Source organism: Mycobacterium branderi (genome assembly GCF_010728725.1).
Lineage (GTDB): Bacteria > Actinomycetota > Actinomycetes > Mycobacteriales > Mycobacteriaceae > Mycobacterium > Mycobacterium branderi.
In genome coordinates this window covers 105,090-117,930 of sequence record NZ_AP022606.1, presented here as the reverse complement: position 1 = coordinate 117,930, position 12,841 = coordinate 105,090, and the positions used below count along the sequence as shown (strand labels likewise).

The window sequence follows — 12,841 nt, the reverse complement described above, 5'->3', positions numbered from 1 at the left end:
ATTTGTGTCTGATGACATAATTTTTTAATATCACAGCCCGTAAACTCATGCAAGTACGCGCAACGGCCGGCGTCGACGGCAGCAGGCCCCTAGGCTCGTCCGGCCGGAGCGGACCCGACACCGCGACAGTGGACCGTTGGTAACATCGTGTCGAATGTGGGCATTCCAGAAGAATGACGTCAGCCTCTTCTGACTCGGTTGCGGTCAGCCGAACTTCGACCGCAAACCGACTGGGCGTCGAGCCCTGCGTATTGCTGAAGTACGGGGAGTTGGCGCTCAAACGCGGCAACCGGGAGTGGTTCGAGCGGCACCTGCTCCGCAACCTCAGGTACGCCCTGGCCCGCGGATACGAACCGGCTCCGCAGGTGCGATTACGCCGGCGCAGCGGGGTCATGGTGGTTTCCTCCCCAACCTTGTCCCAGGCGGATGTGGTCGCGCGGAGCCGTGACGTGATCGGCATCAGCGTCGTGCAACCGATGTGGCGGGTGGCCAAATCAGCTGCGGTGGCACAGGTTGCCGCAGTGCGGCTACTGCGGGAGCACATCTCCGAGCCGTCGAAACCGAGTTTCGCAGTGCGCTGCCGGCGGCGGGACCGGCGTTTCAGCTTGACCTCGGAGCAGCTGGCCGCCCGCATCGGAGCCGAGGTATGCGCCGAGCTCGGCTGGCCGGTCGACCTGAACCACCCGGACGTGGAGCTGACGGTGGAGGTGGACCGGCGCGAAATCTTCCTCGGCGTAAAGCGGCACCGCGGTCAGGGCGGGTTGCCGGTCGGGTCGAGCGGTCACGCACTCGTGCTGCTCTCCGGCGGCATCGACTCGCCCGTCGCCGCCTACCGCGCATTGCGTCGCGGACTGCGCTGCGATTTCCTTCACTGCACGGGCGCCCCATACACCGATGCGACGTCGACGTACAAGGCCTATGCGCTGGCGCGTCAGCTGAGCCGGTTCCAGCCCGGTTCGCGTCTGTACGTGGCAGCCGTTGGACGCGCCCAGCGCACCTTGGCCACCAGCGGGGCCGGCCAGGCGCAAATTGTGGCGCAGCGACGGTTGTATCTTCGCCTGGCCGACGCGCTGGCCCGCCGTATCGGCGCGCAGGCCCTGGTCACCGGTGACAGCTTGGGGCAGGTGGCCAGTCAAACCTTGTCGAATTTGGCGGCCACGGATCAGGCCGCGGGCTTGCCCGTGCTGCGGCCGCTGCTCGCCTTCGACAAGCTCGAGATTCTGGAGGAGGCACGACGGATCGGCACCGCCGACATCGCCGCGCTGCCGCATCAGGACTGCTGTCAGCTTTTCCAACCCCGGCGGGTGGCCACCTACAGCGACGCCGGGCGACTCGCGGAGATCGAGGCTCGCGCCGACCTTGACGAGCTGGTCGATAATGTGTTGAGCCACGTCCAAGAATTCGATCTCGATTCCTGCGGGGGAAGCGCTTCGACCATGGCGATGCACGACGCAACTACCGCGGTAAAGGACCAGTGAGAGACATCGATAGCAAGCGGCGCGGCCGAGACCAGATTTGCGCTCTGGTCGCGGCGCACGGCGCGTTCACACAGGCAGCCGTCGAGGCGTCACAGTTGATGAGGGCCAAGGGGCGAAGCAAATTCGCCGCGCACCTCGACTCTCACCGCGCCGAGCTCAACGTCGCCATCGGCGAGTTCGGCCTGTGGGCAGAGAGTTTCGGCGACTGGGCACGCGTCGACGTCGGCCTCGCGATACATCCGCCAACCACGACCAGGCCCGCTGACCCGACCGCCGGAGACCGGATCGGAGCGGATTTGCTTTCGTCGCGGGAGAATCTGAAACGAAGGCGTGCCGAGTTGTTGGCCGAGGTCGGCAAAGCCCGTTTCGTGCTCAGCGACGCGGGTCTACCGGGTGAAGAAATTACCGCCTATCGCCGCATGGTGCGGTTATGGGCCGGTGAGGCAATCGATTTGGTTACCGGAGTTCATCGGTTGACGCTGGCCGAGCAGTACATTCGCTGTCTTAGCCGGTTGCGCGCTGCGCAGCAAGCCTTGCCGGCGGCGCCCCAGACCGGCGCGGTGTACGTGCGCCAATGGATGGACGACCTCGAGGAAGTCGACCGGGAAGGCGAGCTGGCGCTGGCCGAAACGTGCGGCTACGGCGACTTCGTCGAGTGTTACCGCGTTACTGCGGTGCGGCAGAAGCCTTTTAGCGACAATTAGCGGTCGTAGCCGGGATGGGCAACTGCTAGCCGATGCCCGACCAGCGTCCGCAGACATGCCATCACCTTCTCGGTGTCCTTGTCTAGTTCACCGGCCCGGATGGCGGCCGCCAGCTGCGCTTCGTCGGCGAAGCCGAGAGCTGCCAGCGCCTCGGAGACGGTTGTGTCGGAGCCGACGAGCAGTTCGCGCTCGACGATACGCAACGCGTTGGCGGCCACGCGGGCGTGGAAGTTGACTTGCCCGGTAGTTGCCTCCCGCACATGGGTTTCCAGAAACTCGGCGACCGCGGCGACCAGTTCGGCCGCGGTGGGACGGCCGTGGGGGCCGGTCACGACGCAGCCCCGTCGAGCAGGGTGAGCAGGTCCCATTCGGTTTCACAGACCCGCCGGCCGATCGCGGCCAGCTCCACCGACCGGGTCTGTCCGCTCAGGTGCCGCTCGGCCTGGTAGCGGCAGATGACACCCCAGCGCAGGGTCGCCAGCACCAGCCACCAGTGAAACGCGTTGCGGTCGACCGCAGTCCCGCTCGCCCGCTCGTAGGCGCGAAGAAAGCTGTCGATGCTGCCCAGTCCGCCGGCGGCTCGGCTGGCCGGCGCGCCGAACCGCCAGGCGCGGATGCAAAACCAGGCCAGGTCCTCATACACTTCGCCGAAATGCACGAGTTCCCAGTCGAGTACGGCAGCCAGGTCGGATCCGTCGACAATGAGGTTGCCCATCCGGTAGTCGCCGTGCACCAGCCGAGTCGGTGACGGCGCTGGCCGATGTGCATAAAGCCAGCGAAACGCCCACTCGAAGGTGGCGGTGGTGTCGCCCATGGCGTCGAGCCGGTCGCGCCACTCGCCGAGTTGGTCCTGGGTCTGCAACGTTGGGTGTCGCGCCTCGGCCCGGTGGATGGCCGCGAGCGCCTGCGCGCATTGGCCCAGCAGCCGTTCACGACCGTCGTCGTCCAGTTGGCGCTCGATGCGGCGCACGATCGTCTCGCCCTTGACCTCGTCGCAGATCAGAAACGGATTGCCCAGCGCCGCGGTAGAATTAGAGGCCACTAGGATGTGGGGGACGGGCGCGCCGGCGGCCGCCGCGGTGGCCTGAACGTGGGCCTCGAGCTCCATCGGGGCATGCACGTCGTCGGGCGGCCCGATGCGCAGGATCAGTGAGCGGCGCGCGTCGGGTGCGACGGCGTCGAACGCCCACGTGCTGCGGCTGGCTCCACCGGTCAGTGTCCGCAGGTTCTCGATCGTGACGTCGGCGTCCAGTTCCGCCCCGACGACTCGGGCCAGCGCCGCGGACAACTCCCGGACGTCGGTCACTTCTTGCCGAACTTGAACAGCCGCTGGGCTACTCGGCGGATCTGGATCTCCTCGGCGCCCTCGGTGATCCGGTAGCGGCGGTGGTGGCGGTAGATGTGTTCGAACGGCTCGTGGCGGGTGTAGCCGAGTCCGCCGAAGATCTGCATGGCGCGGTCGGCGGCGTCGCACACCAGCCTGTTGGCGCGATAGTTGGCCATCGATACCTTGTCGGAGACCTCGAGGTGGTGGTTGCGGTCGAGGTGCCAGGCCGCGTAATACACCAGCAACCGCACCATTTGAGCCTCGGTTTGCAACTCGGCCAGCGGCCACTGCACCGCCTGGTTGACCGAGAGCGGCTTGCCGAACACGGTGCGCTTGCCGGCATAGTCGGCGGCGCGGTCGATGCAGTATTGGGCGGCGCCCAGGCTGCTGGCGGCTTGCCGAATCCGGTTCTCGTGCAAGAAGGTCTGCGCAACCTCCAAACCGCGGTCAACCTCGCCCAGGACGGCGTCGTCGGGCACCCGGACGTCCTTGAGCTCGACTTCGCCGTGGTCACTGGGCATGTTGAACGTCCACCAGTAGAAGGGGACTCGAAACCCTGACGCATCCGTGGGCACCAGGAACGCGGTGATGCCGGTGGCCTGGCCGGGCTCACCGGAGGTACGGGCGAAGACCAGGTCGTGGGTGGCGCGGTGCACGCCGGTGTTGAACCGTTTGGCGCCGTTGATCACCCAGCCGTCGCGGTCGCGTTGGGCACGGGTCTCCAGCCAGGTGGCGTCGGAGCCGTGCGCTGGTTCGGTGAGCCCGAAGGCCATCGAACGTTCCCCGGTGATCAGTGCCTCCGACCAGTCCCGGCGCTGCGCGTCCGTGCCGAACCGCTCCATCATGATGACCTGCGGGAAGTTGCCGACGATCGACGACTCGTCCTGCAGGTCGTTGTGCAGGCCAAGGCCCTTGGCGGCCAGGTGTTCCCGAATGACAGCCATGTCCAGGTTGGTCCCGTCGCGCCCGCCCAGCGAGGACGGCAGCCCGTAGCGCAGCCAGCCCGCCTTGTCCGCCCGCCGGCGCATCTCGGCGAGCAGGTCCTCCCAGTCGCGGCGCGGGATGCCGCCGTTATCCCAGTCGGTCCGGGCGTGTTCTCGACGATGGTCGAAGTACTTCATGTTCTCGGCTTGGAGCGGCGCGATTTCGGCCTCGATGAAGGCGTCCATCTCGGCCAGCAGCCGCGGAAGATGTTCGGGCAGTGTGAAATCCACTCTGATCTCTCCTCAAGTGCCGTAGAGCGTCTTCTTCCAGATCGTCGACAGGGTGGCGATGGCGTCCTCGTCGCTCATTTCCAGGCCCAGTCCCGACGGGCCCACGAACACCGTAGTGAAGTTCTCGAACAGCAACGCGATCGCCGCAGCAGTGTGCCTGGGATCAAGGTCGTGCGAATATCCCTGCTCTTGGGCGCGGCGTACGGAGGCGGCAACGATGTCCATTCCGAAGCGCCGAAACTCGTTCTGTACGGCGGCGAATCGTTCCTGGGTGGCCGCCAGCTGCGCAACCGCGATCATGATGCCGATATTCTGCTTGAACATATTCCAGTAGCCGGTCACCACCGACGTGAAAAATACGGTGTCGTAGGGCGATTCGGGTAGTGAAAGGCTGAGACCTGACGGTGCGACCACGTCGTGCAGAAACGATTCCGCCAGCGCGGCCAGCAGGTCCTCCTTGTCGGCGAAATACCGGTAGAACACTGCCGGCGACTTGCCCGCCGCGGAGGTGATGTCGGCCAGGGTGGTGCCGTGAAAGCCGCGCTCGGCGAACAATTTGCGCGCCGCCTGCTCGATCGCCTGGCGGGTCTGGCGGCCCTTCGCGCTCAGTGCCTCAGTCGGCATCAGACACGTTTCCGGTCGCCGGCGCGTAGCAGCGCGCCGGGAAGATCGTGGCCGACTGCCGATCTCGCGACCTCAGCGGCGGCGATCGCCTTCTCCAGGTCGACGTCGACGTCGATTCCGCTGTCGGTCAGCAGGTAGACTAGGTCCTCGGTGGCGATGTTTCCGGTGGCACCGGGCGCGAACGGGCAGCCCCCCAGCCCGCCGACCGAGGAGTCCAGCCGATCGACCCCCGCGTTGACCGCCGTGTAGGCACTGGCCAGCCCGGCGCCGCGGGTGTTGTGGAAGTGCCCGCCTAGCGGCAGATCTCCGATCACCGGACGCAGTGTCGTGATCAGCGAACTGACCCGGCCGGGCGCGGCGGTTCCGACGGTATCGGCAATCGAGAGCCGGTCGACGCCGTATTCACATGCAGCGGAGGCAATGTCGACGACCCGCTGTGGCGGCGTGGGCCCGTCAAACGGACAGTCCCACGCGGTGGCGACGATGACTTCGACTTTCACGCCGGCAGCGTGGGCGATCGTCACGATGTCGGCGATCTGCGCGGTGGCCTCGGCGGCCGATCGCCCGACGTTGGCCTGGCTAAAGGAATCGGAGGCCGCTACCACGTACTCGATCGCGGGCAGGCCGGCGGCGACCGCCCGTTTGGCGCCGTTGGGGCTTGCCACTAGGGCCGAGAATTCGATGTCCGGAAAGCGGTGCAGTTCTGCGGCCAACTCGGCGGCATCGGCCATCGACGGCACCTTCGTCGGCGACACGAACGCGCATGCCTCGACCTCGCGTACCCCGGTGGCGGCTATCGCCTCGAGTAGTTCGAGCTTGGCGGACAAGGGGATTGGCTGCTCGATCTGCAGCCCGTCGCGCAGCGCTACCTCACGGATGGTTACATGGCTCATAGTGCCCCCTCGGCGCGCAACCTTTCGAGTTGTTCGGCGGTCTTACCGAGCAAGCCGATGTAGACGTCGTCGTTGTGTTGTCCTGGGCGGGCCGGGCCGGCGTTGCGGATTCGGCCCGGGGATTCGGTGAACACCGGCACGATCCCGGGGCCCAGCACCGCGCGCTCGACGCGTTCGTCCCAATGCTCGGCGATCATGCCCCGCGCCCGCAGTTGCGGGTCTTCGACGACCTCGGCGACGGTATTGATGTGTCCGGCGATCACGCCTGCGTTGCTGAGGGTTTCGATGATCTCGCCGGGCTGTCGCTGCGCTGCCCAGTCGCCGATGATCTTGTCGAGCTCGTCCTGGTTGCGGCCTCGGGCGCCGTGGGTGGCGAACCGGTCGTCGCCGGCGAGCTCCGGGCGGCCCATCGCCTGGCACAGCCGTGCGAACACGGTGTCCTGGTTGGCGGCGATCACCACCCAGCTGCCATCGGCGGCGCGGTAGATGTTCGACGGAGCGATACCCTCCAGCCGGGTGCCCGACGGACCGCGTACCACCCCGCCGACGTCGTAGTCGGGGATGGTGGATTCCTGGATGGCCAAACAGGATTCGGTCAGCGCGACGTCGACCACCTGGCCTTCGCCGCTCACACCGCGACGATACAACGCGGCCAGCGCGCCCTGGGCGGCGAACATGCCGGCCAGGCTGTCGCCCAGCGACAGCGCAAGTCGGGGCGGCGGGCCGCCGGGGAAGCCGTTGAGGTGACGCAGTCCGCTGGCCGCCTCGGCGACCGAGGCGTAGCCGGCCTTGTGGGCGTCCGGCCCGGTCTGCCCATAGCCGGAGACCCGCACCAGGACGATGCCTCGATTGCGTTGGCGCAGCGCGTCGTAGCCCAGATTCCACTTTTCCAGGGTGCCCGGACGGAAGTTCTCCACCACGATGTCGGACTTCTCGACGAGATCGAGGAACAGCTCACGCCCGCGGTCCTTGCGCAAATCCAGCGTGACGGCTTTCTTGTTGCGCGCGTGCACGGTCCAGAAGAAGTGATGCCCGTCGAGTTCGGCCTGGCCCCAGGTGCGCAGCGGGTCGGGGCTACCCGGCGGCTCGATCTTGATGACATCCGCGCCCATGTCGCCGAGCAGCCGGCCGGCGAACGGGCCGGCGATCAGGGTGCCCAGCTCGAGCACCCGAAGACCCTCCAGCGGTCCGCTCACTGCGCCTCCGCGAAGTCGTGCCGCACCAGCCAGTCGGTGACGATGTCGACGGCCCGGCGCAGCTTGTCCCGCTGGTCCGGTCCCGCGTAATAGTGTGTGGCGCCGGAGATTTCGTGCATCTCCTTATCGGGATGTCCGATCGCCTCGAAGAGCCGCCGGGTGTGGCTGGGCGTGCAGGCGTCGTCGGCGAGGTTGCCGATCACCAGCGCCGGCACGGCAATGTCGTGTCCGCAGGCGATGCCGTCGCCGTTGGCGTCGTCGTAGCTCCATTGCGACAGCCAGCTGCGCAGCGTGCAAAAGCGGGCCAGCCCGACGGGGCTCATGTTCACCACTTGAGGATCGCCCAGATAGCAGGTTCCCGGGGTGCGTTGGTTCGGATCGACGCTCGGGTCCAGCCAGCGTGGGTCGGCCATGGTGCCGTGCACGACGAATGCGAACTCATCATCCGGGCGACCGGCGGCCTTGAGTTCGGCCAGTTTGTTTTTGACCCACGCGGTGATGCGGCGGTTCCGGTCGATCTGCGCCTGCCGGTAACGGGCAAGGAATTCCTCGCTGTAAGGCGGTTGGTTCGGGTTGTCGGGGTTGTAGAGGTCCAGTTCCGGATCGCGTTTGGTGGGATCGGATTCGTCGAGGATCGACGCGTCCAGCCATTCGGTCAGCGTGCCGTGCCGGCTGATGTGTGCGGCCAGCAGCATGACACCGTCGGCGGCGGGCAGGTCCAGCTGGGTGAGGTCGGGTCCGTCGCCCGATGGGCTCGATGTCACGGTCGCGTGCTGGGCCTGTTGCTGGTAGAACAGCGACAGCGAGCCGCCGCCGCTCCAGCCGGCCAGCACCACTTTCTCATACCCCAGCCGCTCCTTGGCGTCCTTGATGCACTCGCCGAGATCCTGTACCACTTTCTCCATCAGCAGCGCGGAGTCGGTGCCGCGGAATCGGCTGTTGCAGTAGATGACATGGTGTCCGGCGCGGGCCAGTGCGTTCATCATCGGCAGGTAGGCGCCGCCGCCGATCGGATGCATGAACACCAGCACGGTGTCCGACGGCTTGGTGCGCGGCTTGAGCAGGTGGCTCTCCAGCACCACCAGCTCGGCCAGCCCGCCGTAGACGTCGCGCACCCCGGAATTGTTCTGGAACGCAACCAGATACGGGATCCGGTCGTACTCGTGTTTGATAGCTGTGGTCATTTAGTGTTGTCCTAGGTCGTGTGCCAGCACTTCGGCCGACGGGGTGAGACGGCGGCGGGTGTCGACGGCGATCACCTGCCAGTCGACGCTGTCGAAGTCGTCGAACTTGCGGCGCGCACGCTCCCGCGCCTTCTCCGGTGCGCCGTGGTGAACCCCTTGCGGCGCATGGGAAACCAACCCTGGAGGCATTGGTATGCCGTAGAGGGACCCGCCGTGGAAGAACGCGATCTCGTCATAGTCGACGTTGCGGTGATACCAAGGGGTGCGTTCGGTGCCGGGCACGCCTTCGGCGGGTTTGGGCAGGAAATTCATCACGTAGACGCCGGTGGCCTGCATGAACAAATGCACGGTGGGCGGCAAGTGCACGCTGTCGGAGGTCACCACGTTGTAGTCGGCGATGTTGAACGTGAACGGAAAATTGTCGCCGCGCCACCCTTCTACATCGAGCGGATTGTGTTGGTAGTAAAGCGTTGTCGGGCCGCCGTCGTGGACAAGGCGGACTTCGTACTCGTCGCGGCCGTCGTCCTCTAACGGCGCCGGCTCGGGGATGGTGGCCTGCGACGGGTCGAACGGAAAGTGCCGGCCGAGCGCGCCCGGCGGCGGGACGCGAAACTCGTCGGTGGCCTCGATCATCAACAACGTGGTCTCGCTGTCCGGCAGCTGGCGCCACGTCGTCGCCTTCGGCAGATACACCCAATCGCCCTGCCGGTAGGACAGCGGCCCGAACTCGGTCTGCAGTTCCCCCGCGCCGGCATGCACGAAGCACAGCAGGTCACCGTCGACGTATCGGACGTAGAACGGCATCGGTTCGCTGCGGCGCGACAGCGAGATACGGCAGTCGGGATTGGAGAACATCAGCAACGGCCCGCCGTGGGCGTCGGTGGCGTCGCTCGGTTTGAGCTCGCTCGTCAGCACGTCGATGGGCCGCAGCGGGCCTTGCGCGCGGTAGGCGGTGGGGTCGTGGCGGCGATACATGTTGGCCGTGCGCCCCGTGAAGCCGCCCCTGCCGAGCTCGTCATCCTTGAGGCCGTCGAGATCAGCATGCAGCCGGCGCGGCGTCTTGCCTTTGCGCAGGTGGACAAAGGATTCCATCGGAGGCTCCCGGATTTGGCGTCGAAGCGGGCCAAGAACTGAAAGTAACGTTACTTTTGTTTTCTGGGCGGCGCAAGACTCCGCGGGATGTAACTTTTCGGCTCCGCCACCCGTCGTAAGGGCAGAGTTTCGCCGCCGAATTTGGAGGACATCGGAGCATGCCCAACCCATTGGTGCTGGCCACCCACATCACCATTGCAATCGGTCTCACCATCGCCGTCGGCGTGCAAACCGCCGAATTAGCGCGCATCCGAAGCGGTGCAGCCAGGGAATCTGTCGTGCCAACTTTGCGGGCTGCGTTAGTGGCGATGCCGATACTGGCGATTCTCACTTTCATCACCGGTGTAGCCGTCATGGCCGATGGCGGCAGGCGCGGTCCGTGGGTGGGTGCCGGCGTGCTATCCACCGTGATCATCGGGATCGCGTCGGTGTGGCTGCGGCTGCGGCTGACGCGAGCCGCCTCGGGCCGCTCCGGTCTGGTCGGCGCCGTCCAATGGGGAGTGCCGGCAACGACATTGGCTGCTGCGTTCCTGATGGCCGACCGGCCGCAAAACGTGGCGGTGGCCCTCGGCCCTGTTCTGGCGTCAGGTGTTGTGGCAGTGCTTGCCTACCGCAACGCATCCCGTTCTGCCGCAGCCTAGAAGCCGCCGGCCACCCGAACCACGGCGCGACCGGAGAACGCGCCGGCGCGAACCCGGTCGATCACGTCGACGACGTCCTTGATGTCGACATCGGTGGTGATCTCTGCAAGATGGCGCGGCCGTAGCGAATTGCCGAGGCGCACCCACAATTCGCGGCGTGGGCCGATCGGCATCTGCACGGAGTCCATGCCGAGCAGCGCGACACCTCGCAGGATGAACGGCATCACCGTGGTGTGCAGCGCCGCGCCGCCGGTCAGCCCGCTGCAGGCCACCGCGCCGCCGTAGTCGACGGCGCTGAGCACGTCGGCCAGCGTCGCGCCGCCCACACAGTCGACCCCGGCGGCCCAGCGGGCCTTGGCCAACGGACGCGGTTTGGCGTCGGGATCGTCCGGCAGCCGGCCGATAACCTCAGCCGCGCCAAGGCTTTTCAAGCGATCCGCAGCGTCGGCCTTACCGGTCGACGCCACCACCCGATAACCGGCGCCGGCGAGCAGGTCCACGCTGACCGACCCGACGCCGCCGCTCGCCCCGGTCACCACGACCGGGCTGGCGTCTGTCGCCATACCCCAGTCGATGAGCGCCTGCACACTCATCGCCGCGGTGAAGCCGGCGGTACCGATCGCCGCGCCGTCATAAGGACTCAACGCGCCGAGCTTGACCACCTGGTCGGCGGGCAGCCGGGCGTATTCGGCGTACCCGCCGTGGTGGCCGGTGCCGATCTGGTACCCGTGCGCCAGTACCGCATCACCGGCCTTGAAATCGGGTGACTGCGACTCGACGACCTCGCCGGTCAAGTCGATGCCCGGCACGACGGGGTAGTCGCGTACCACACCGCCGCCCGGCGTCAGCGCCAGCGCATCCTTGAAGTTGACGCTGGAATACAGCACGCGAATGGTCACGTCGCCCGGCGGCAGATCGGCTGCGGTGAGCGTCTCGACCGAGGTGGTGATGTCGTCGCCCTCTTTGCGGGCCATCAGTGCCTGAAAGCTGTCCATGGTTCGACGCTAGTCCCTCCCGGTCTGACAGCAAAGCATCAATAATTTCGATGCTATGCTGTCATCATGCGCACGACGGTGACGCTCGACGATGACACGGTGGCGCTCGTGCACCGCTTGATGAAGGAACGTGGCGTGTCCTTCAAGAAAGCCCTCAACGATGCCATCCGCGAAGGCGCCAAGCGGCGTGTGAAGCCGCCCGCATTCAAGACCCGCACCGCCGACCTGGGTGTGCCGGCGGTGAACCTTGACCGGGCACTCCAGGTTGCCGCAGAGCTTGAAGACGAGGAATTGATCCGCCGTCAGCGTCGGGGCGCATGAAGATCGTCGACGCCAATGTTCTTCTCTACGCAGTGAATTCGTCTGCCGAGCATCACGCAGCCAGCCAGCGTTGGCTCGACGGCGCACTCGGGGGTGGCGATATCGTCGGCCTGGCGTGGGTTCCGCTGCTCGCCTTCATCCGGCTCGCCACCAAGCACGGCCTGTTTCCGTCACCGCTTCGTCCAGAGGAGGCAACGGCACAGGTCACGGAGTGGTGCCATGCTCCCGGCGCTGTCGTGGTCAATCCGACGCCGCGGCACTCCGACGTGCTCGCGGGGTTGCTGGCCAAGGTGGGCACCGGCGGGAACCTGGTCAACGACGCGCACCTGGCGGCGCTTGCGGTCGAGCACCGGGCCAGCATCGTCAGCTATGACAGCGACTTCGGGCGCTTCGACGGCCCACGCTGGACGACGCCCGACGCATTGCTGTCTTGAAGCTTAGGAGCAAACGTGCGCGTGCCCCTACCGCCTTGCGCGGCGACGCATCTTGGCGAGGCCGTCGACTATCAGCTCGAGTCCGAGCGCGAATTCTTCGTCCAACGGCACGGGCAGGTGGTCCGCCACGGTGAGTGTCGCCGGGAAGGCCTGGGGGTCCAGCGTGTCAAAGTGGTTCGCCAGCTTCGCATCATCGAATTCGTGACCGGCGAGCTGGATCGCGAAGCCCAATACATAGCGGGCCAGGGTCGCATACGAGCGCGCCGCGAGCTGCGGCGTGAACCCGTTGTCGAGCAGCACCGCTAGCAATCGTTCGCGCTGAGCCATGGCGTTAGGGCCGATCGGCGCCTGCTCGCTCAGCAGCGGCGTCACGTTGGGGTGGCGACGAAACGTCTCGAACATCGCGTGCGCAAACGACTCGCACGCCCGTTGCCACCCCTTGGCGGCGAGCTCTTCGGCGCTGAAATCCACCTCGCCGAAGACGCGATCCACGACCCGTGCGATCACTTCGCTCCGGTTGGCGAAGTGGCGGTAGAGCGTGGCCGTCCCTGACTCCAGCCGCTGCGCAAGCGTTCTCATCGACAACGCTTCAGCGCCTTGCTCGTCCACGATCTGCAGTGCCATGTCCACAATCCGGTCGACCGGAACCGGCGGGCGCCCGCGGGAGCGACGAGCTTGTGCGGTGGTCACGGGCCCCAGTATTGCGGCTCTTGACAGCGGGCGCAATATCGGCAACGC

At 66.5% G+C, this 12,841-nt stretch carries 15 protein-coding genes; 5 read left to right on the top strand and 10 right to left on the bottom strand.

Annotation, left to right across the window (positions count from 1 at the left end; translation table 11 throughout):
• The first annotated feature begins 230 nt into the window (after positions 1–230).
• Complete coding sequence (gene thiI, locus G6N47_RS00795; protein WP_083130453.1) at positions 231–1,478, top strand: tRNA uracil 4-sulfurtransferase ThiI; 1,248 nt, start codon at positions 231–233, stop codon at positions 1,476–1,478.
• Positions 1,475–2,182 (top strand): hypothetical protein, encoded by a 708-nt coding sequence (locus G6N47_RS00790; RefSeq protein WP_139799293.1) that lies wholly within the window; start codon positions 1,475–1,477, stop codon positions 2,180–2,182. Before thiI ends, G6N47_RS00790 begins: the two co-directional genes overlap by 4 nt.
• Here the strand turns inward: G6N47_RS00790 and G6N47_RS00785 are convergent.
• From G6N47_RS00785 to G6N47_RS00750, 8 genes are read right to left on the bottom strand one after another with little or no spacing between them, the layout of a single operon-like run.
• Positions 2,179–2,514 (bottom strand): DUF6285 domain-containing protein, encoded by a 336-nt coding sequence (locus tag G6N47_RS00785; RefSeq protein WP_083129761.1) that lies wholly within the window; start codon positions 2,512–2,514, stop codon positions 2,179–2,181. The genes G6N47_RS00790 and G6N47_RS00785 overlap by 4 nt on opposite strands.
• Positions 2,511–3,470 (bottom strand): phosphotransferase family protein, encoded by a 960-nt coding sequence (locus tag G6N47_RS00780; RefSeq protein ID WP_232080292.1) that lies wholly within the window; start codon positions 3,468–3,470, stop codon positions 2,511–2,513. Before G6N47_RS00780 ends, G6N47_RS00785 begins: the two co-directional genes overlap by 4 nt.
• Positions 3,471–3,484: 14 nt before the next feature.
• Positions 3,485–4,723, bottom strand: a complete 1,239-nt coding sequence (locus G6N47_RS00775; protein WP_083129759.1) for an acyl-CoA dehydrogenase family protein — start codon at positions 4,721–4,723, stop codon at positions 3,485–3,487.
• A 12-nt stretch (positions 4,724–4,735) separates the two neighbouring features.
• Entirely contained in the window at positions 4,736–5,347 is a 612-nt protein-coding gene (locus G6N47_RS00770; RefSeq protein WP_083129758.1) for a TetR/AcrR family transcriptional regulator, read from the bottom strand.
• Complete coding sequence (locus tag G6N47_RS00765; RefSeq protein ID WP_083129757.1) at positions 5,347–6,240, bottom strand: hydroxymethylglutaryl-CoA lyase; 894 nt, start codon at positions 6,238–6,240, stop codon at positions 5,347–5,349. Before G6N47_RS00765 ends, G6N47_RS00770 begins: the two co-directional genes overlap by 1 nt.
• On the bottom strand, positions 6,237–7,436 hold the full coding sequence (locus tag G6N47_RS00760) for a CaiB/BaiF CoA transferase family protein (protein WP_083129756.1): 1,200 nt from the start codon (positions 7,434–7,436) through the stop codon (positions 6,237–6,239). Before G6N47_RS00760 ends, G6N47_RS00765 begins: the two co-directional genes overlap by 4 nt.
• Positions 7,433–8,608, bottom strand: a complete 1,176-nt coding sequence (locus G6N47_RS00755; RefSeq protein ID WP_372517509.1) for an alpha/beta hydrolase — start codon at positions 8,606–8,608, stop codon at positions 7,433–7,435. Before G6N47_RS00755 ends, G6N47_RS00760 begins: the two co-directional genes overlap by 4 nt.
• A 12-nt stretch (positions 8,609–8,620) precedes the next feature.
• Complete coding sequence (locus tag G6N47_RS00750) at positions 8,621–9,712, bottom strand: homogentisate 1,2-dioxygenase (RefSeq protein WP_083129754.1); 1,092 nt, start codon at positions 9,710–9,712, stop codon at positions 8,621–8,623.
• 158 nt (positions 9,713–9,870) lie between these two features.
• Between G6N47_RS00750 and G6N47_RS00745 the strand changes: the two genes are divergently transcribed.
• The gene (locus G6N47_RS00745) at positions 9,871–10,353 is read left to right on the top strand and encodes a hypothetical protein (RefSeq protein ID WP_083129753.1); all 483 of its coding nucleotides are present in this window, start codon (positions 9,871–9,873) and stop codon (positions 10,351–10,353) included.
• On the opposite strand, the gene G6N47_RS00740 is transcribed toward G6N47_RS00745, so the two are convergent.
• On the bottom strand, positions 10,350–11,348 hold the full coding sequence (locus G6N47_RS00740; protein ID WP_083129752.1) for an acrylyl-CoA reductase family protein: 999 nt from the start codon (positions 11,346–11,348) through the stop codon (positions 10,350–10,352). The genes G6N47_RS00745 and G6N47_RS00740 overlap by 4 nt on opposite strands.
• Positions 11,349–11,414: 66 nt before the next feature.
• Here G6N47_RS00740 and G6N47_RS00735 point away from each other — a divergent pair, with 66 nt between their 5' ends.
• Positions 11,415–11,669 carry a ribbon-helix-helix protein, CopG family gene (locus G6N47_RS00735; RefSeq protein WP_062539743.1) on the top strand — a complete coding sequence of 85 codons (255 nt, stop codon included), beginning with the start codon at positions 11,415–11,417 and terminating at the stop codon, positions 11,667–11,669.
• Positions 11,666–12,103, top strand: coding sequence for a type II toxin-antitoxin system VapC family toxin (locus G6N47_RS00730; protein ID WP_083129751.1), 438 nt, complete (start codon positions 11,666–11,668; stop codon positions 12,101–12,103). The genes G6N47_RS00735 and G6N47_RS00730 overlap by 4 nt, the downstream gene beginning before the upstream one ends.
• Positions 12,104–12,130: 27 nt before the next feature.
• On the opposite strand, the gene G6N47_RS00725 is transcribed toward G6N47_RS00730, so the two are convergent.
• Positions 12,131–12,727, bottom strand: a complete 597-nt coding sequence (locus G6N47_RS00725; protein WP_232080087.1) for a TetR/AcrR family transcriptional regulator — start codon at positions 12,725–12,727, stop codon at positions 12,131–12,133.
• Positions 12,728–12,841 lie beyond the last annotated feature (114 nt).